Below are 18,869 nucleotides of genomic sequence, written 5' to 3' on the forward strand. Positions count from 1 at the left end.
ATAAATGAATTCAAGGCACTGATTTTAAAAGAACTTATCAGTGAGATACAAAACAGCACTATTGCCAAAAATAATAGCAGAATTACCTGTTTCTTTCTAAAGAAATACATATAAATCAATCTTTATTATGAGTAAACCGGCGCGTTTCCAGCCACCAAACACCTGCACCTACTCCGGTACAACAAATTCAATCTGAGCCTCGACCACACCGCCTTCAAGAGGAACTATCTGCGCCCTTTGACTGACAACACCTTCCTGCTCCAGGGTCGCCAACCATTGCAAAAGCCTCGGGGCATCCGCCTGTTTGAATACCACTTTCACCCCCTTGGATGTCAGATCGACTTTGCTGATCTGTTTATGCAGATTAAGTTGGCGTAAAGACTGTTGAACCTTGCTCATCAACTGATTGCGGTTTGAAATCGCCGCCTGATTCTGCTCCGGTCCCTGACGCTGCCAAAGAGGTATCTGTTGATTAAGCCACTGCCATTGGTTCTGTGCATTCAACAACTGCTGATGCGCTTCCTTCTGCTGTTGCTGAATCGGCTGCCACAACAACGCGTACAGCAACACCCAGAAGAGGAAAATACCCAGCATCGCCAGCAACACTTTTTCCCGGTCGGCCAGCGGTTGCCAGAAAGCATTAAAGCGCAGCTTGATCGGCTGCAGAAGATTTTCAATTTGCGACCACATTTAACTCTCCCAGAGCCACTTCAGGCGTGACATTCTTAATGCTCAACTGCGCCTGCAGTTTACCTGCCCGCTGTTGAATCTGCTGCTGCAGCTTTTGCAAATCACCGCTCTGTTTCGCCGTCAGACGCAGATTCAATTTGCCGCCCTGAGCCTGGCGCTGCCAATTCAATTCATCGATACGAACTTTTGTCTGCCCGGATAACACCGGTTCGAGCTGGTAAACGAGCGGCATTAAACGCGCACTCGTTACATCTTGCGACGGCGCTCTCAGGCGGGTCATGGTCTGCGTCTTGATACTGACCACTCTCTTTACATCAGGAAACATCGCTTTAAAGAGCTGCTCGCTCTGAGAACGGTAAACCTGCGCATCCTGCAGCGCCTGCTCCTTTTCTAGCCAGTTTGATCCCAGCAATACCACGAACAGAAGCCCCGCGGCCAGATTCGGCCATAACCATTGACGCCAGAGATTTTGCGACTCCTTCAACGCGAACTCGCCGACCGCCAGATTGGTGCTCTGTAACTGCTGCCAGGCACTCGGCGAAAAGGCGATTTTCTGCCATTGCGCCTGCTGAGGCGTCAAATTGCGCACCTCCTCGGAAGAAGATGCCAACTGCTCGCTAAGCGTTTCGGGAATGGCAAAACCGCTATAACGCCCATCACGATAGATCACCACCGGCGCTCCGGGAAGCACCATCGCGACAGATACGTCAGTTTCCGGTTCAGGCAGAGCGAAACAATCGGCGCTCAACAGACAGTTATCCAGTTCGAGACGCTTAAGGGCTTGATACCATTGATTCATTAAAACCTTGGCGATCACGGCAACCTGTAACTGTGTTCCCTCTTGCGCCGGCTGTTTGTGCAAAATAACAAAATGGTAATTCTCGACCGCGTCGGACAGTTGCTCTTCCAGTGCATACGGCAGGGCTGCGCGCAACTCTGACTGACGGCTTCCCGGCAAAACAACCTGCGCTATAACCAACTGGGAAGTCGGAACCCAGACAACACCGATCTGTCGGAGCTGTTCCGAAGTGATACGCCCCTGCTGTAGAAGCGATTCAACGCTTTCCTCTTTGACATCCGCTGCCCCGTCGGCGAATTGCCGCAACAGCAACTCCCCCTGCAGATTGAAGCACAGAGCCTTAGCGTCGGCTTGTAAAGTTACATTCGAGTTATTCGGGGACACTTAACCACCTTTGCAGTATCTTCACCTGATTTTGCTCATTACGATAGAACAGCCCTGAAACCTGCTGCCGCGCCAGACCAAAATCAATTCGTCCGTTTAAAATAAAAAAATCACTTCTGACCGAAATCAGGCCTTCCGGCAAATCCTTAGCCACCTCTTCCAGAGTCAGCCCCGTAACGCCGATCAGAAAACGATGGAAATCATCCACCTTCTCGGCCGGATTGCCGATCCTCTGGTTTAACCAGGCCTGCACAACCTGCACCGTCATCCAGGGACTCAAACTGAGCAACACCGCTTCGGAAGCGGTATTAATATTGACCGCAGTCTCCTGCGGCAAGGCGCTTAAGTTCGCCACAAGCAGCGTTTTCTGCTGAAAAGTTAACGTCTGCACTCCTTGCAGATTGAACACTTCCTGCGGCGTAACCATCGGCTGATTGGCGGCACTGAAAGCCGGAGTATTCAATAGATATTGATCGCTTTCCGCGCCACCCGCCAACGGCTCTGAATCACGGTCAATCCAGTCCTCGATCAGATCCGCCAGATTCAAATTCAGGTTCTGCTGCTGGGCATAACGGTTAAAAACCGCATGCCACAACTCTTTACGCTTAGCGTCAACACTCAACAGAGCGTTTACATTCAGTTTTGCCTGAGCATCCAGCAACTCGCCGGAAATTTCGCCGTCCTCAAACGGAATCGGCGGCAAAGGCTGCGCCCAGAGTTCGCCCAGATGATCGGTTTTATTGTTTTTCCCATCCAGAGCCAATCCCTGTTTCACCCAGGACTCCAGCCCCCAGGCAACACTCAAAGCCTGTGTCTGATGCAGCATATAACCGCTGCGCTGAATCTGTGCCTGTTGCTTGCTTAAAAGCTCCGAACTGATAATCGCCACCAGAGCAGCCACCAGAATTACAGTAATCAAGGCGAAACCGGACTGAGTTTGTCGCTGCCGACTACTCATTGACTCCCTCCTGTCCGGAGACACTGTCCAATGCGGCTGCCGGATAAGGGTTAAACTCCATCCAATCCGTGCCTAAAAAAAGCCGCTTCACTTCACCAAGCCGATTAAGCATGCGCACCTCGACGGCCTTCGGCAGGAGATTATTTAACGGCGGTGTTTCACGGTTTTCCGGCGGCCAGTTTTCCCGCCATTGACTCTGCTCATCGAGAAAACGCAAATCAAACCTTTGCACATCCTCAAGCAGAACCCTTCTAACCGGAACCGAATCCGGCGCCCGATCCATCACCGGCCACAGCAGACGCACCAGCTGCTTGTTTTCCAGACGATAGGCCACACGATTCAGCCCATAAGAACCCGCCATCGCCATAGGACTTTGCGCATCACTTAAACGACTGAACTCCAAACCCAAATCAACGCGATAGGTCATAGCAGGAAGTGAACCGCCTAAACCGTCGTTGACCGCTCTTGGAGCCATCTGAATCAGATCCTGTTCCAGCCACCACCAGGCACCTTGCAGGCGCTTCAGTTCCTGCTGATGCGTCTCCAGAGACTGATTGACCCGTACTCCCGAATCGATCGTCTGGTAAGCCAGCATACTGATAATCGCGGCGATAGACATGGCGATCAACAACTCGATCAGGGTAAAACCTTTCTGCGATTTCATGGTACGCCCACCACAGTGACCAGACGAGTACTGACAGATGCGTCATCGCCTGTAGACGCTGTATCCGGCTTGACCTCTATCGTCAATTTTTTGAATTGCGCCAACTGTGTCGCTTCGATCTTCTGGGTAAGAAGCCAGTTTCGTCCCAGCATCTTCTCTTCACGGGAAAACTGGTTGCTGCCGGTTTGGATCTGTTGCTGCGTTAACGCATTTTGCGCGACCCAGGTGGCGACCACTTTTTCTTCAAGCAAAGCCTGATTGTGAGTTGTGACACCGAAACTTCGACTCATGGCCGCCAATGCAATCGCTGCGATAACCAAAGCGATCAGCACTTCAATCAGCGTAAATCCGCACTGGCGCTGTACCGTCTTTTCTGCCATACCTGCCTCGTTAAACAGCATCACTCGCAACCAATTCAAATTCCAGCCACTGGTCCCACTGCAGGATCGTGTCTTCAGCCTCGGCATTTTTCACTCGCCAGCTGATTGATCCCGGCTGAACCTCTCCGCTCGGCAAAACCCACCAGCCTCTGTTAATCAGGCTTTCCTCACGGCTCTGCAACATAGGCAGTTGCCACTCGACGTCAAAAGACGCTTTCCACGACAAGGCTTTGGCCTCGTCATCTTTATGCCACTGCCCTTGCTGCCACTTGAAAAGCGTCAACCCCTTATTATCCGGAATGAGCAGATACGTCCTCTGCTGCCATGTAGCCTGATCCTGAGCATAATGAAACAGCGCCTGAATCTGACTCGCCTGCTGGCGGGACAGGGCGCTGTCGCTGTTTTTGAAACTCAGACTGGCGGCCGTCAACAGAAGGCCGATAATCAAGAGTACGACCATCAGCTCGATCAGAGTAAAACCGTTTTGCCGAAGACGCACCCGAGGCTCCAAATCGTCTATTTCTGTTGCCAGTTACCGATGGTGGCATTTATGTCTTCACCGCCTTCTGCACCATCCGCACCATAGGTGAACAGATCGAACTCCCCATGCTCGCCGGGAGAAAGATACAGGTAAGGATTACCCCACGGATCCAGAGGCAGGGTATCCAGCAGCTTTTTCCAATTCTTCGGCTGCGGATCATCGCTTGGCTGCTTAACCAGTGCCTCCAACCCCTGGTCGGTTGTCGGATACTGATAATTGTCCAGCTTATAAAGCTGCAGAGCCGAAGCGATCGCGGCGATGTCCTGCTTCGCCTTCACTATTCTCGCTTCATCCGGGCGATCCATCAGTTTCGGTACTACAAATCCGGCCAGAATCGCCAGGATGACGACCACCACCATCAATTCAATCAAGGTAAAACCTTTCTGACGTGACTGTTTCCACTGCTGTCTGTCTAATCTCATTTTCTTTATCCTAAATTTACAGTTAACCTATCATCTGATTCATTTCGAAAATCGGCAGCATAATCGCCAATACGATGACCAGCACGACCGCACCCATCACCATAATCAAAATCGGTTCGATCAGGCTGACCAGAGTCGAAGCGGCGTTTTCCACCTCGTTCTCGTAATGCTGCGCACCGCGCAACAGCATCGAATGCAGCTGCCCTTTACCTTCCCCTGTTCCGACCAGGTTCAGCAACAACGGCGGGAACACTTTCGATTGCTGCATTGAATAATGCACGCTTTTCCCCTGACGGACCAGTTCGACCATATTCATCACCGACGCTTTCAGCGGCTCTAAAGTCATCACTTCAGCGGAAATCGCCATGGCGTCGCGCACCGGAACACCGGAGGCCAGAAGCACCCCAAAAGTCCGCGCCCAGCGCGCAGCGGCCGAATATAATAAAAATTTTCTCGCCCCCGGCAGGCGCAGCCAAATCTGATGGATCCGGTAACGGCTTTTTTCCCGCGAAAGAAGCCAGCGGTACAGTAACCATACGGAAATCAGCGCCAACCCGATCCAGCCCCAATTGGCCTGAACAAAATCGCTGGTTGTCAGCAAACCTTGAGTCAACGGCGGCAGCGTCTGTTGCATATTATCGAATACCGTCACGACTTTAGGCACAACATAAACCATCAGAAACAGCACGATTGCGATAGACACCACAACCATCAACACCGGATAGATCAGCGCGGTTTTGAGCTTTTTGTTCAACTGTTCACGCTGCTCGATGGTGTCCGCCAGACGCGACATCACTTCAGTCAAATGACCGCTGTGTTCGCCTGCCTGAATAATGGCGATATAGTCGGACGGCACTTTATAGGGAGCTTTCTGCAAAGCCTGCGTCAGCGAATACCCTTCCCCGACCTTGGCGTGCAAACTACGGATAAAACGCATCATGACCTTTTTCTCAGCCTGTTCGGTCAGCGCCTTTAACGCCTGATTAAGAGGCGTCCCGGCATCAAGCAGAGTATGCAATTCACGGGTAAACAGCGCCAGATCGGCTACCGCCAACTGACTCTGCAGAAATTTTGCCGAGCCGTCGGCCGTTTTACTCGTTTTGGCTTGAATCTCCTGCAGCGCAATTGGCGTCAATCCTTGGTCGCGAAGCTGCTGACGCGCCAAACGTTCGGAATCGCTCTCCAGCATGCCTTTCTGGGTTTTTCCGCGTCTATTAAGCGCCTTGTATTCAAATACCGCCATCTCGATTCAAGCCCTGCCTACGACTGAGTGACCCGCAAAACCTCTTCCAGAGAAGTTTTGCCGTCCAGCACCGCCTGATAACCGCTTTCGTTCAACGAAGGCGTGGTTTCGCGCAGATAAGCTTCGATTTCCGATTCGGAGTGGTTGGAGTGGATCATAGAACGAACCTCTTCGTCGACCAGAAGCAATTCATACAGTCCCATGCGCCCGGAATACCCGGTCTGCTGGCAGTGATCGCAACCTTTAGGCAGATACAGCAGCGCCTGTTGCACACCAAGCAGTTCGCATTCCGCCTGATCGGCAGAGTGCGCCTGTTTGCAATGCGGACACAGACGTCGTACCAGACGCTGCGCGAGCACGCCGTTCAGACTCGAAGCGAGAAGAAACGATTCGATGCCCATATCTCTTAAACGGGTGATGGCACCGATGGCCGTATTGGTATGCAAAGTAGATAGCACCAGATGCCCGGTTAAGGATGCCTGCACGGCAATCTGCGCAGTCTCATGATCACGGATTTCCCCGATCATGACAACATCCGGGTCCTGACGAAGCAGCGCCCGCAAACCTTTGGCAAACGTCAGTTCCGCTTTGGTATTGACCTGAGTCTGGTTAATGCCTTCGATGTTATATTCGACCGGATCTTCAATGGTCATAATATTGCGCTGAGAATCGTTCAGTCGTGTCAATCCGGCATACAACGTTGTGGTTTTACCGGAACCGGTCGGGCCGGTCACCAGAAAAATCCCGTGCGCCTTGGACAACGCCAGCTGCATGCCCTGCTCCAGCCTTTCCGGCATACCGAGATCTTTGAGGGTCAAGCGTTCCGCACCTTTATCCAACAGACGCAACACAACCCTTTCTCCGAAACTGGACGGCAGAGTGGAAACACGCAAATCCACCGCACGACCGCCGAGTTTCAAGGCGATACGACCATCCTGAGGAATTCGTTTTTCGGCAATATCGAGACGCGCCATAACTTTGATACGCGACACCAGCATCGAAGCCAGCGCCGGTTTGGGAGACAATACGGTTTTGAGTACGCCGTCGACCCGGAAACGGATACGCAACTGATTTTCATACGGCTCGATATGCACATCGGACGCTTCCGAACGGATCGCTTCGGTCAGCACTGCATTGAGCAATTTAATAATCGGCGCATCGTCGGCACTGTCCAACAGGTCTTCAGGCTCTCCGATTTCCGCCACCACCGAAGCCAGATCGTCGGTCTCGATCGAATGCGCGACCTCGATGGAATTCGAACCGCTGTCGGCATAAGCACGCTGCACTTTGGCTTTGAACGCCTGTTCGGAAATTTTTTGCCAGCGGATTTCAGCAATCCCCGAAGCGAGTAGGCGAGCCTGAACATCCTGCAGTGCCACTATGGGCGTCTGTTCGGTGAAAAAGACCTCTGGCCCATTATCGGACTGCAGCAGAACCTCGTTCTTGCGGGCGAAGCTGAACGGCAGATCAATAGTCGCCATTGGCAATCGCCTCATAAGCCTCATAGGCACTCTGAGCCTTTATTTCGTCAGCCGTCTCGACTTTATCCTCAGCGACCGGTGTCGGTGCGGATACCTGCTGCGCTCGATTCTGATCCGACTTCAACGGAATATTCTGAGGATTTTTTTCCGGCGTATTGTTCTGCCACTGCTGATAGTCCGGCAGCTTAGGACGCAATCCCGGCGTCACCCAAGACTTTTGCGGCTGATCCAGCAAACGCTGTTGCTGTTCGTTGATATATTTATATTTCTGCTGACTGTAGAAATCACTTTTAAGGTTGTCGCGTACAATTACCGGGCGCAGGAAAACCATCAGATTGACTTTCTCACGCGTGTTTTTGGTTGAGCTGAATAAAGCCCCCAAGCCCGGAATATCACCCAGTCCGGGAACTTTGGAATCAACCTGAGTCTCTTTCTCATTAATCAATCCGCCCAATACGACCACATTGCCGTCGCCGACAATCACTCTCGTCTTAATCTGTCGTTTGGTCGTTTGAATATCAACGGCCTCGCCTTTCGGAAGAACGTCGGACACTTCTTGATCGATTTCCAAATAAATTTCGTCACCTTCGTTGATCTGCGGCTTGACCACCAAGCTTAAACCGACATTTTTACGCTCAATGGTGCTAAACGGATTGGACACACTGGTTGTAGTCGACGTATAACTCCCGGTCTGAAACGGCACTTCCCGTCCGACCAGAATTTCCGCTTCTTCGTTATCCAGCGTCAGCAGCGAAGGCGTCGCCAGAATATTCGATGCCGAATCGCTGTGCAGGGCCTGCAACAAAGCTCCCCAACCGCTATTCGAATCATAATCACCGACCGCAAAATTAGCACCGGTACTTAAAGCACCGACCTGCGCCAAAGGATTGCCGATATTACCGAGAATGGTTGGTAAAGTACCGGAAAAATTAATCAACCCGGCACCTTTGTCACCCAACGCGCCCCACTCAACCCCCAGATTGGCAGCACGGTCTTCCGAGATTTCCACGAAAATCGCTTCGATCAGCACCTGGGCGCGGCGAATATCCAACTGACGGATTACTTCTTTTAATGCGGTTAAAATCGGCGTCGGCGCACTGATGACCAGTGCATTCATACGCTCATCCGCTTCAATACTGATCTGTTCCTTGAGCTGCTTTTGATTGGCCAGAGTCAAAGGATTGGCCGAAGTTGCCGGCGCCGCACTTTTTGATTCGCCAACACCATTATCAGCCGGCGCCGCAGGTGCAACATCGGCCGGCGTATCGTTAGCCACCGCAGCCTGCGCCAAAGATTGGTTTGACGAGATTTTTTGCAGCACCGGAACCAGATCCGCCGCCTTCGCATAGCGCAGATAAATAACCTGAACCCGCCCTTCAGAAGCCATCGGCACGTCCAGTTCCGCCAGCAATGCCCGCAGCATGATGCGCTTCTGCTCGTCTCCGGTCAGAATAATTCGATTGGAACGCTCATCGAAAGAGATCGTGACATCGGTACCGCCTTTATTTTTCGGAATCAGACCTTTCAAGGTTTTGGCCAGATCCTCCGCCGGCGCATGTTCAACCTGAATCACTTCAAATTGACCGTAATTATCGATATCCACTTTGCGCAATACCGATTTGATGCGGCGGATATTGGCAACGGTATCGGTAATGATCAAACGGTTGCTTTCCGCCAGCCCGACTAGATGGCCTTCACGCGCAACCAACGGACGCAAAACAGCAACCAGCTTGGTGGCCTCGACATGCTGCACATCCAGCACCTCAGTAACCCAGTCTTCAGACGTTTCCTTGTAATTTCGATAACTCAGCTGGTCCTTTGCCAGATTGGCCGGAACGATCTTTGTCACTCCGCCGGATTCCACCGCAACATAACCGTGGACATTGAGAATAGACAATAGTGTCTGATACAGCTCCTGCGGATTCATGCCCTCCGGGGCAATCAGCGTCACCTTCCCTTTTACCCGCGGATCAACGACAAAGTTATGTCCGGAAATTTTTGCCACCGCTTCGATAACCTTTTCCAGTTCAACATTCTGGAAATTACCGAAACTCTGCTCACTCATGGCCTCGTCAACCTGTGCAAAAATCGGCACACTGTAACCTGCAAAGCAGAGTGAACCGGCCAGTAAAACGCCTTGAAGCCATTTATGGGTCGAGTTAAAAAGCGGGGTCTGTTTCATGAAATCAAGCCTTTAAAATTAGCCGGTTTTATTAATCGTTTTACGGTTCAATGTTTATGCTACTGCAATACCACGGACAGACTTTGCTGCTGTCCACTACGTTCGATCTGCAGATCAAAACGGGACTTCTGTAACAGTTTCTGCATCTGTTGCGGATCCTCGGCCAGTGTCGAAACCGCCACGCCGTCTACCTGTAGAATTTTGTCACCGTTTTTAAACCCGAGACTTTCAAACAGCTGCCGCTCACGACGCGGCCAGACTTGAATAGCATTAACCTGTCCATTGCCCTTCAACATACGGAAACGGACATAACGATTCAGAGCGAGGGGAGACTTGCGAACTTCGTCACGAATCTTTTGCAAATCCGCGCTCTGACCTTGGTTTAAAGAAGCGTTACCATTGGTTTCAACAGCCTTTCCGGGCAAATCACTTTCTTCAAGCATCAACCGTTCCAAGCCGCCACGGTTATTCAAGACGACAAAATCCGGTTGAATCTGTTCAACCGCAACCCCTTGACGCAACACCTCCCCCTCTTTCAAAACAAACGTCTCCCGCCCGGATTCAATAACCGCCACGGAAGATTGCGGCGTATAAATCACACCGGTAAGTTTGACATTCAAGCGGGTTTGTTTGATCTCGTCCTGGTTAAGCAATTCTGCTTTGCTCTTGGACGCGTTTGCCTCGGGCTGACCGAAAAGAAAAGACGGTTTTTGCGGCATCAGCTCAACGGAAGAGTTATCCGATAATTTCTGTAAACTCGGCACTAACACCTTGACCGGTGGTTCAAGCCATATGGCAATCAAGTTTCCGATACCCCATACAGACATCAAGAACAAAGCCAGAGTCGCCCCCTGAACCAGAAAAGTCTGAATGTTTTTTTGTAGAACGGAAAAACTCAAGATCACCTCTGAGCGATGAAAAACAAGAAATTAATCGTAAATTGTAGCTTAATCTCAATAGGGTTTGGTTATCAATAATCGAAGGATAGATGACGATTGCGTGACAAACGAAAGGAAAGGTAAGCAAAATGCGTTTTTAGTAGCGTTCTTTTAGATACGACGCCGAATAAAATTCATTGCTTTCCATGCTCACTCGGCGCTCTCAACCTGCGGTATGGAAAAGAAATGCAACATTCTATTGATTAACGCACTTCTTAATATCTGAATATCTACTCTCTAAACTTAAACAATGCCGCCAACCCATCTAGGCACGACATTTTCAAACCCTAGTTATGAGTGTTTTTTCAGCATCAAATCCCGTAAGAGTTTCGAACGAAAAGAGACACGCGTATTATTCTTTTGCTCGACAAACTTCCTAAATTCTTCATTGCTGTGAATGACCTGACAACCGTAGACGTTGTGGTCGTGCAATTCGGTAACGTGCATCACTCTCAATACACACTCCACAGAATCCAATCCAAGCTCGGTAATACCACCTATCTCGAGAATAACATGCTCATGCAAAAAAAATTTGGAGCTCGAAATAAAACCAACCCCGTTTGCATCAAGAGAAAGATCTTTTAGATGGCAAGGATACTTGACCCCTCTTTTCTCGATGACACATTTTCTACGTGCATTAATCCTATCGGATAACCTACGGTTAGTACCCATACCCCTCCCAAAAAGTCACTATCCATGTAAATGAGCGTGCTCCAATAGTACACTTAGTTTTACGCAATTAGCAACCAGAGCCAGTACCGAAGTTCGTTTGAATCAATTTCCAACATCAGATCGGGCAGAGAGGTCGAAAACCCAACAGAAATGCAAAATAAACACTGTCGGCTTGAGCGGTTTGAAGCGAGCTTAAAGAGTAAAGAAGAAACCCTTTCCCACCTCAAAAATCAGATAATAAAAAAGCCCGTAAACATAGGTGTTTACGGGCTTTTAAAATATGGTGGCTACACCGGCCTTTAACTACCCAACAAATTCAAATACTTAAAACACACCCATAAACTATTACCCTCAATATTACCCGCTTTTTTCAAAGTAACCCCCTATTTTTTATCTTTTTGGGGGTGGTTCGCTGTTTGTTCTATTCAAGGCAGAAAATATGCTTTGTTCGGGTCTCAAAATGGAACCCGAACTCTGGACCCCATCTTTATTAATTTGCTTGCCTTGGCCAACACATACGCTAAGAACACTAAACCGGCTGAACCTTATTACAGCTAAACACCTAAGTAATATAAAAACCGCTTGGCATTTTTGCCAAAGGGGAAACACCCCGCGCGCAAATTGGCCTAGGTGTGTCTTTCAGTTTTCGGTCACTGGACCCACTAACCAACCAGATCACATACCGCAACACCGGCAGGCGATAACCATTCTTATTTATACCTTTTATTTTTTAATAGAGAAAACTTAGTAAATAGAGGGAACTAGGGAATAAACCGGAACCCCCTACTATAAAAAATACATCTACATAAAAACCGCGGTTCTAATTCCCCGTGCATGGAAAACATACGCAAGGACCCAACCCAAGCACCGGCCTACATACTTGCCTTTCATATCCCACCTTAAAAAATATTGGTCGTGGTATTTTTTGACCGCCCACTATGAACCGCTTCAATTCTGGGAAATCAAAAAGCTAATATATAAGCACTTTTACTAGATACCCCCCCCTATAAAATTTGCCGTGCGAGTACGCAAAACTAGGGCTACGGTCTAGGTCTAAGGCCGCCTAGACTTTTAGACCCGCCCTTGCCCTATGGCCAACCAGATCACCAAGGAAAAACCGCGGCCGGTTTCTGCTTTCCGTTCGGAATTTACAGCAATTAGAAAAAGTTACCGGCTATCGGTTCGCGTTCACTTTTTGGCAAATCAACACAATCAAACCGCCACCAAAGCAAACCGGCCGAACTTAAAAACCTTTTCCCTAGTTCCCTCTATTTACTAAGTTTTCTCTATAAAAAAATAAAAGGGTTAAATAAGAATGGTTCTTACTGATTTGGCAAAGTGATAAACGCGGCTTATTCCGGTTTCGTTTTCTGCTTTGGTAAATGTGGGGGCGTATTTTGTAATATGCCGTTTTTCGGTGGGAATGGTGGGAACAGTGGGAACCGGCAAGCGTCGCGCGGCTTGCAGCGGTTCCCCCTAAATTTTTCGTGGTGGGAACGGTGGGAACTTTTGCGAGTTTTGATAACAAAAAGGCGCGTTAAGTTTACTGAGTGCCATTTTTGAATTGTGTAACTCTTTGCCCGCCAACCGGTATTAGCCTACAACCACAAACCAAACGCCCCAACCGCCATTAACTAAATTTATGCTCTGGCCATTATCGAACATTCAACTAAGCACCTGCACCAAAGCGGTGAATCTGTTGCAGGTTGCCTATAAATCTCATACGCGACCTAGCGCTTTTCCGCGCCTCTACGCACCCGTACAGGGTAAATTGTTGCAGGGACCCTGAAAAAATCGCGCGGGAGTTTTCTTTATGGCCAAAAGGCCAAGCGCGTTTTTTAGTTCACGACATAGCCGAACGGATTAGAGTTAATAGAGATAAAAAGGCAGATAAACAAAAGCCCCGTAAAGGGGCCAAGGTTTAACGATTAGAAAGGATTGATAAGACACACCTAGGCCTGTGCTTGTTGCTCAGTGCTTGGCTCTGGCTCTTCACCGTGGCCATGATTCAGAATTGAAGCGTACACCGCGTAAACACTCACCTTGTTTTTACGGTGTGCCTCTTCTTTTTCTTTATTCAGTTCAGGCGGTGCAATCTTGTAGGTATTGCGCTGTTTCGTCTTACCGGTACGCTTATCAAATTCCGCTTTATTGGTCTTTAAATAGCCGTACTTGCGTAACACTCTAAACACTGTCTTAGGGTCTAGGCCGCTGATTACTTCGTTAAAGTTACTGGTAGTAAAACAGAATAGCTTTTGCTCTGCTTCATGGTCGTACTTAACGTAACCATATTTATAAACGGTCTTGGCTTGATGGTCGCGGTGCGCGTCCATATCCATAAAGCCGCCCTCGTTATTGCGCTCAATAAACACCTTAACGCGCTCTATGGCTTGCTGTTCTTCCAGTGAATCGCTAATGCTTGGCTGACTGTACATCCAGTTCTTAGCGCATTCCCCGACCAACTTAAACGCCATGCCTTGTGGCCAACCAGTAAGCCCCCAAACGGTAGCCAGTTCACCGGCACCGGCTACCGTGGCAAACATACCCAAACCACGCCCAATAGTGCTATTTGCATCTTTAGGCAGATAGGTTTGCATAAATGCCTCTTGAGCCTTTCTAACCGCCTCTAGCGCGCCCTCCTTATCCGTTATTAGTCTATTAATGAACTCAATACCCGCTAAACCGTAATACTCGCCAGTATTTGCAACAATCGTTTTAGATTGCTTTATAGCGCCCTTTTTCCCCTCCCCCATACCGCTAAACAGTTCGTCATAGATACCAAGTGCCTCACTGCACTGGGCTTCAATATCCAGTAAACGCACCTCTTGGCCCGCTTTGGCTTCTAGCCCCGCGGATTTCATCGCATTTTTTAAACTCAACTCCCCAGTAGAGAGAAACAAGGTACGCCAAGACATAATCTTGCCGCCATTATTGCCGCGTGTCTTGGTTAAGCCATTGGCCAACATATAGACCGTTTTACCGATTACTTTAGGGTCCATCTCCCCCATTTCATCAAGTAATAACAAGTTATCGTTATGCTGATAAGCGGCAATCTCTAAGCCGTTATCCGTAGCCCGCCAAGTCTGTTTACGTTGGTGACTCCCCCAAACCGAACCGGCCATAAATAAAGCCGTGGTTTTCCCTTGTGAAGAATCACCGCGTAAATGCAGGCCGCCACCCTCAACACCAAGAGGAGTTAATAAAGGCGCGGCAAAGGCGGCACTAATCGCCAAACATGGGCGGCTATTGTTTACCGCAAAAGCGCTGACATTTTCCCGCCATTCTTGCAAAGTGCCTTTTGATTCAAACCCTAGGCTAGCCGGTATCTCACTTTGATAAACAACTTCTTTAGAATCAGGCGGTGCAATGGTCCGATCAGGTAGAACATAAACACTGTTCTCTAAGTTCCAACCGGTTTTATTGGTGCAAGTTACCACCTTGGTTAAGGGGGTGTTTTGAATGAACTCATTCAGCAAATTCTTAGCGCGGCTCGTATGCAAACCACGCACCCCCATATTTAGCAAAGTACCATGTAACAGATCACCGCGGCCGCCTAGCATTTCGGCAGGCATTACCCATTTTTTCACACGGTTTAAACGGTCTTTAAATTCCAGAACATAACCCCAGTTATTGCCCTCAATATCACACGTAACCGCGCTAACTTTGATATGCGAACAAATCCGCACCTCTTTAGCGTTCTCATGGTCTGGGTCTTTAAAGCTGATACCGCTAGCACCCGACTCAAACCCCTCCGGAAACACGGCATTTTTATAGAAATCATCGGCTACCGCTTTTTTAAAACCTTTCTTAGCCTTTTCAAAATCTAACGGCTTGTTATCACTCATACGCGCCCCCAGATTTCATTAACGGCTACACCTCGACCAACTACAGGACGTTGCAACCCTTGCGGGCAATCCAACAAAAAGCGGTCGTTCCAATCGCTACCGGCTTCACTCTCTGCAAACTCAGGATAATTCATAACACAATCAATCGCCTTAGCCGCGGCCTTAGCTTTAACTAGCCCAACATTAACCCCCGTGGTGCGTTCAGTGTCGCGGTCGTTATCCGCGGCAATGGTAAAGGCCGCAGTGGGGAACGCCTGCTTAAACGCTTGCGCTACCGGCTTCAAATTAGCGGCATTAAAGGCACAAATTACATTCGCGTAACGCTCGTAAAACCCTGCAATGGTCAAGCCGGTGGCCACCCCCTCACAAAGAATAAATTCACGGCATTCATAAGATAGGCGAACCGGAAAGAAACCGCCCTTAACGCGGCCACTTTTTAAAAACCACTTAAAGCCGGTGGCGCTGATTTGTTGCAAGTTCCAAGGCTCATACTCGGGGGCGGTAATACCCGGCTCGTATGGGCGCTTAATAGTTCGCATTGCATCGGTAAACTGATACACTGGAACAATCAAATTTAAGCCAATTTGATAAACATTATCTAGGGGTGAACCAATCACCCCTTTTTTATTCAAATATGGGTGTTCAGGATTGCACCGAACCGCCCGCGCTAACATATCCACCGCTTGCGCTTTTGTTGCCCGCTGATTCAATGCCGTTTCGCGCTTTTGCTGTTCCTCTTCCTGTTTACGTTGTGCCTTGCGCTGTTTCTGCTCATCGCGTAAACGCTGTTTATCTGCTTTGCTCATTGGTGCAAACTTAAAGCCGTTATCCTTGGCCATACTCACCAAAGTAGCGATCGTGACACCGCCACCGGCTTTAATGCTTTTCCAAGTGGCATTAAAAGCATCCTGTTTAAAACTCTCAGCCGTTGCGCTCCAATCTTGGGCCACGCCTTTTCCAGAATCACCAAACTCGGATTTAATCGCCATAAGAACGCGGGTCCATGTTTCACGGTCACACTCAGCGCTAATAAAATTCAGCATATTGGCCACGGTGCCAAGGTCTAAAGGTTCGTTATTTATCATCAAAGCACTCTCCTTTCCCTAATTGAATAAAGCTATGCTCGACTTCTCTAAATGGAACCAAACTAGACCCTGCCTTATCAGCATCTACCAACAAATTAAACTGCTTGATCTGCTCTAAAGTAAGTGCCAAATAGCAATCTTTTAAGGTTCCGGCTTGCCTTGCAATTTCATCACCGCGACCACGCCCAACAAACTTTAATAAATGCACCAAGCTAAGCGCCTCCTTAACCGTAAAATCTGGAAATCGTTTAAGGGCCGCTATTGCGTTCTCATAACCACACACCCAAACAACCGGCATACCATGCGCCAAGCGGTGAATATGCAAACTAGGTGGGATAGCGCCAAAGATTTCACCTTGCAGATCATCGGCTAGCAGTGAACGGACCGCGGTTAATTTGGGCTCTACCGGCCCGCGTTCATCTTGTCCTTTCGGTGAATAAAACGGCTGTAAGATTGCTTCCTTATGCTTGCGTAATGCACCAGCTGTTACACCATTGGGGAAATAATCATCATGGCCACCCAATACACCGGTTAATACAGGCACCTTATAACCCGCTTCCAATAGCAAAGGTTCAGTGCTTAGCGTTACCGATTCAGCCGCTTGGTACATCCACTTAACTTGCTCAATGATTTCATTTAGCCGGATTGCTTGCGCCTTATTTCGGTAATCTTGGTAATCCCGATCAACTCCGTTAAAAATGTAATCCTCTTTGGTATCTTTAGAAAGCAAGCGTAATTGTTCACCCCCTAGATACACCAAAATAGCGCGGTTCTCTTTATCCGTGCCATTAGGTAGCGGGATATTAATTTGACGGCCTACAGGGGGCGCAACTTCTGGAATATTGAAACCGGTTACAGACTCAACAACCGACTTTAAAAGCAAATACGTTTTAGCATCATGTGAAAGATTCATAAAAGCGCCTCCTGTTGGCTATCGCTTTGTACTGAATAGGCGAACTTGTACACCTTGCCGCCCTTGGCTTTTTGGATAACACACACGCTCTTTCTAGTGTCCATCAGGTAAATAAACCGCTCGCTTTGCCCATTGCGAACCGCGGTAAACTTGCGCCAATGGTCATCAAACACAATAGGCGGCATTCGCTTGATCTGATAACCGTTAAACTCGGTTTGCAAGGCTTGGCGAAGCTTGGCTTTAATATCGTCATTCATCTGCCGCGCCCTCTTCTGGTAATGGCTTACCACCATGCTTGAAATGCTGTTCAATCCCGAAATTAGCGTTCGACTGGATATAATCCAACTGGTTTAACAGGTCCATTTCATCCTCTAACCAGAATGCAAAGGTTTCAATCTCATGCTGTTCTAAAGGGTTATCTTCAAAATGCAAACCGGCCCGCAATAACTTGGCCATTAACTTAATTCGATCAGGTCTAACTTCAAATTCATTACTGCTTAACTGCCGCGCTGTATGCAAAGCCTCTAACTGCTTATCGGTTCGCACAGGGTTTGAGTAATCCACTTCAAGATTTTTTGAAAACTCAGGGGTTCTTAGGTGTTCGATTAGGGTAGCTAGATTATTCATTACTCACCCCCTCCTGCCACGTTCACGGCATTCGGTAGCATGACTTGCATTTGTGGCACACCTTGAGAGGCTAACCAAAGGGCTAGGCTATCCAGTGTTTCAAAGTAGCGCGGTGCATTGGTGGAATGGTTTTTAACCGTGGCCATTTGGCCGCGTTCGGTTTCGATAGACAAAACCCAAGCACCGGCAAACGATACGGCAATAAAGCGCTTAATAAAGCTGTTTTCAGGCAGATTAATAGAAAATGAGAACTGCCCCACGGTAGCGCGGGTAATAGGTGACATAGCCATAGTTTGGCCTCCTTGCGGTTTTAGTAAAGCTTGGCCACCTGTTTTAGTTTCAGGTGGTCGGGTATCACTAATCGCCGCAAGACGACTGCACTTCTTCCCCTGTAAAGGGTCTTTTATCCGTGCATTAACCCGACCATATTTAGAAATACGGTTACGGTTTTTCATGCCTATACGGGTACAGATACCCCATAATTTAGGCACAAAAAAAGCACTGTTTAAGACTTTGCTCTGTCTCTTGCGGTTTTTAGTTAGGCTTGCAATATTAGCGGCAATCGAACGCGGGTGCAAGTTGAAAACGGTTACAGCGGTCATACTGCACCCCCAAGCGCGGCCTGTTTTCGCGCTTCAATAAATTGGTAAACGTCCGAACTATCCCAAACACTGGTATTTTCAGAAAGCTTGATAGGTTTAGGGAACTGCCCAAGGCGGGCTAATTTATAGATTTGCGCACGGCTTAGCGTGGTGATCTCGCACACCTTACCAATGCGGATTAAAGCACCAAAAGGCGGTAACTCGGGGGCGGCGGTTTCTGGGTTTGGCGCTTGGCCATGAATTGGCACCACATTACCGGCTTGGCTTGTGGCGGTTTTTGGGTCTTGGGTCATAACAATACTCTCTATTTCGGTTTAATCGAAGATAGAGCCGTTTAACTTGTCTATTCGCGGCTCTTGAGACGTATTAATGACCTGTAAAAAATGGAAAACAAAACAACTAAATTAAGCTTTCGAATGTTTTCTATTACTTTCTAAAACTTC

General features: G+C 48.7%; 19 protein-coding genes. All 19 read right to left on the reverse strand.

Annotated features, from left to right (window positions below; genetic code table 11):
• Positions 1–168 precede the first annotated feature (168 nt).
• Positions 169–690, reverse strand: a complete 522-nt coding sequence (gspM, locus tag HQN79_RS10120) for a type II secretion system protein GspM (protein WP_173286166.1) — start codon at positions 688–690, stop codon at positions 169–171.
• Positions 674–1,873 carry a type II secretion system protein GspL gene (gspL, locus tag HQN79_RS10125; RefSeq protein WP_173286168.1) on the reverse strand — a complete coding sequence of 400 codons (1,200 nt, stop codon included), beginning with the start codon at positions 1,871–1,873 and terminating at the stop codon, positions 674–676. The genes gspM and gspL overlap by 17 nt, the downstream gene beginning before the upstream one ends.
• The gene (gene gspK, locus HQN79_RS10130) at positions 1,860–2,831 is read right to left on the reverse strand and encodes a type II secretion system minor pseudopilin GspK (protein WP_173286170.1); all 972 of its coding nucleotides are present in this window, start codon (positions 2,829–2,831) and stop codon (positions 1,860–1,862) included. Before gspK ends, gspL begins: the two co-directional genes overlap by 14 nt.
• Entirely contained in the window at positions 2,824–3,495 is a 672-nt protein-coding gene (gspJ, locus tag HQN79_RS10135; RefSeq protein ID WP_173286172.1) for a type II secretion system minor pseudopilin GspJ, read from the reverse strand. Before gspJ ends, gspK begins: the two co-directional genes overlap by 8 nt.
• Positions 3,492–3,875: a type II secretion system minor pseudopilin GspI gene (gene gspI, locus HQN79_RS10140; RefSeq protein WP_173286174.1), complete on the reverse strand. Its 384-nt coding sequence runs from the start codon at positions 3,873–3,875 to the stop codon at positions 3,492–3,494. Before gspI ends, gspJ begins: the two co-directional genes overlap by 4 nt.
• 10 nt (positions 3,876–3,885) lie before the next feature.
• Positions 3,886–4,374, reverse strand: coding sequence for a type II secretion system minor pseudopilin GspH (gene gspH / locus HQN79_RS10145; RefSeq protein WP_173286176.1), 489 nt, complete (start codon positions 4,372–4,374; stop codon positions 3,886–3,888).
• A gap of 17 nt (positions 4,375–4,391) precedes the next feature.
• Positions 4,392–4,838: a type II secretion system major pseudopilin GspG gene (gene gspG, locus HQN79_RS10150; RefSeq protein WP_173286178.1), complete on the reverse strand. Its 447-nt coding sequence runs from the start codon at positions 4,836–4,838 to the stop codon at positions 4,392–4,394.
• 22 nt (positions 4,839–4,860) lie between these two features.
• Positions 4,861–6,081 carry a type II secretion system inner membrane protein GspF gene (gspF, locus tag HQN79_RS10155; RefSeq protein ID WP_173286180.1) on the reverse strand — a complete coding sequence of 407 codons (1,221 nt, stop codon included), beginning with the start codon at positions 6,079–6,081 and terminating at the stop codon, positions 4,861–4,863.
• A 17-nt stretch (positions 6,082–6,098) separates the two neighbouring features.
• Positions 6,099–7,562 (reverse strand): type II secretion system ATPase GspE, encoded by a 1,464-nt coding sequence (gene gspE, locus HQN79_RS10160; RefSeq protein WP_275284666.1) that lies wholly within the window; start codon positions 7,560–7,562, stop codon positions 6,099–6,101.
• Positions 7,549–9,744 carry a type II secretion system secretin GspD gene (gene gspD, locus HQN79_RS10165; RefSeq protein ID WP_238843357.1) on the reverse strand — a complete coding sequence of 732 codons (2,196 nt, stop codon included), beginning with the start codon at positions 9,742–9,744 and terminating at the stop codon, positions 7,549–7,551. The genes gspE and gspD overlap by 14 nt, the downstream gene beginning before the upstream one ends.
• Before the next feature lie 59 nt (positions 9,745–9,803).
• Entirely contained in the window at positions 9,804–10,643 is an 840-nt protein-coding gene (locus tag HQN79_RS10170) for a type II secretion system protein N (protein ID WP_173286184.1), read from the reverse strand.
• Positions 10,644–10,973: 330 nt separating this feature from the next.
• A complete protein-coding gene (locus HQN79_RS10175; RefSeq protein WP_173286186.1) occupies positions 10,974–11,354 on the reverse strand; it encodes a PilZ domain-containing protein in 381 nt (126 codons plus the stop codon).
• 1,952 nt (positions 11,355–13,306) lie between these two features.
• The gene (locus HQN79_RS10180; protein WP_173286188.1) at positions 13,307–15,199 is read right to left on the reverse strand and encodes a DUF927 domain-containing protein; all 1,893 of its coding nucleotides are present in this window, start codon (positions 15,197–15,199) and stop codon (positions 13,307–13,309) included.
• A complete protein-coding gene (locus HQN79_RS10185; protein WP_173286190.1) occupies positions 15,196–16,284 on the reverse strand; it encodes a PriCT-2 domain-containing protein in 1,089 nt (362 codons plus the stop codon). Before HQN79_RS10185 ends, HQN79_RS10180 begins: the two co-directional genes overlap by 4 nt.
• Positions 16,274–17,197, reverse strand: coding sequence for a hypothetical protein (locus HQN79_RS10190; protein ID WP_173286192.1), 924 nt, complete (start codon positions 17,195–17,197; stop codon positions 16,274–16,276). Before HQN79_RS10190 ends, HQN79_RS10185 begins: the two co-directional genes overlap by 11 nt.
• Positions 17,194–17,454, reverse strand: coding sequence for a hypothetical protein (locus HQN79_RS10195; RefSeq protein ID WP_173286194.1), 261 nt, complete (start codon positions 17,452–17,454; stop codon positions 17,194–17,196). Before HQN79_RS10195 ends, HQN79_RS10190 begins: the two co-directional genes overlap by 4 nt.
• Positions 17,447–17,824, reverse strand: a complete 378-nt coding sequence (locus HQN79_RS10200) for a hypothetical protein (RefSeq protein WP_173286196.1) — start codon at positions 17,822–17,824, stop codon at positions 17,447–17,449. The genes HQN79_RS10195 and HQN79_RS10200 overlap by 8 nt, the downstream gene beginning before the upstream one ends.
• Positions 17,824–18,426 (reverse strand): hypothetical protein, encoded by a 603-nt coding sequence (locus tag HQN79_RS10205; RefSeq protein WP_173286198.1) that lies wholly within the window; start codon positions 18,424–18,426, stop codon positions 17,824–17,826. The genes HQN79_RS10200 and HQN79_RS10205 overlap by 1 nt, the downstream gene beginning before the upstream one ends.
• Positions 18,423–18,719 carry a helix-turn-helix transcriptional regulator gene (locus HQN79_RS10210; RefSeq protein WP_173286200.1) on the reverse strand — a complete coding sequence of 99 codons (297 nt, stop codon included), beginning with the start codon at positions 18,717–18,719 and terminating at the stop codon, positions 18,423–18,425. Before HQN79_RS10210 ends, HQN79_RS10205 begins: the two co-directional genes overlap by 4 nt.
• Between the last annotated feature and the right edge of the window lie 150 nt (positions 18,720–18,869).

The sequence above is a fragment of the Thiomicrorhabdus xiamenensis genome, assembly GCF_013282625.1.
GTDB classification, from domain to species: Bacteria; Pseudomonadota; Gammaproteobacteria; order Thiomicrospirales; family Thiomicrospiraceae; genus Thiomicrorhabdus; species Thiomicrorhabdus xiamenensis.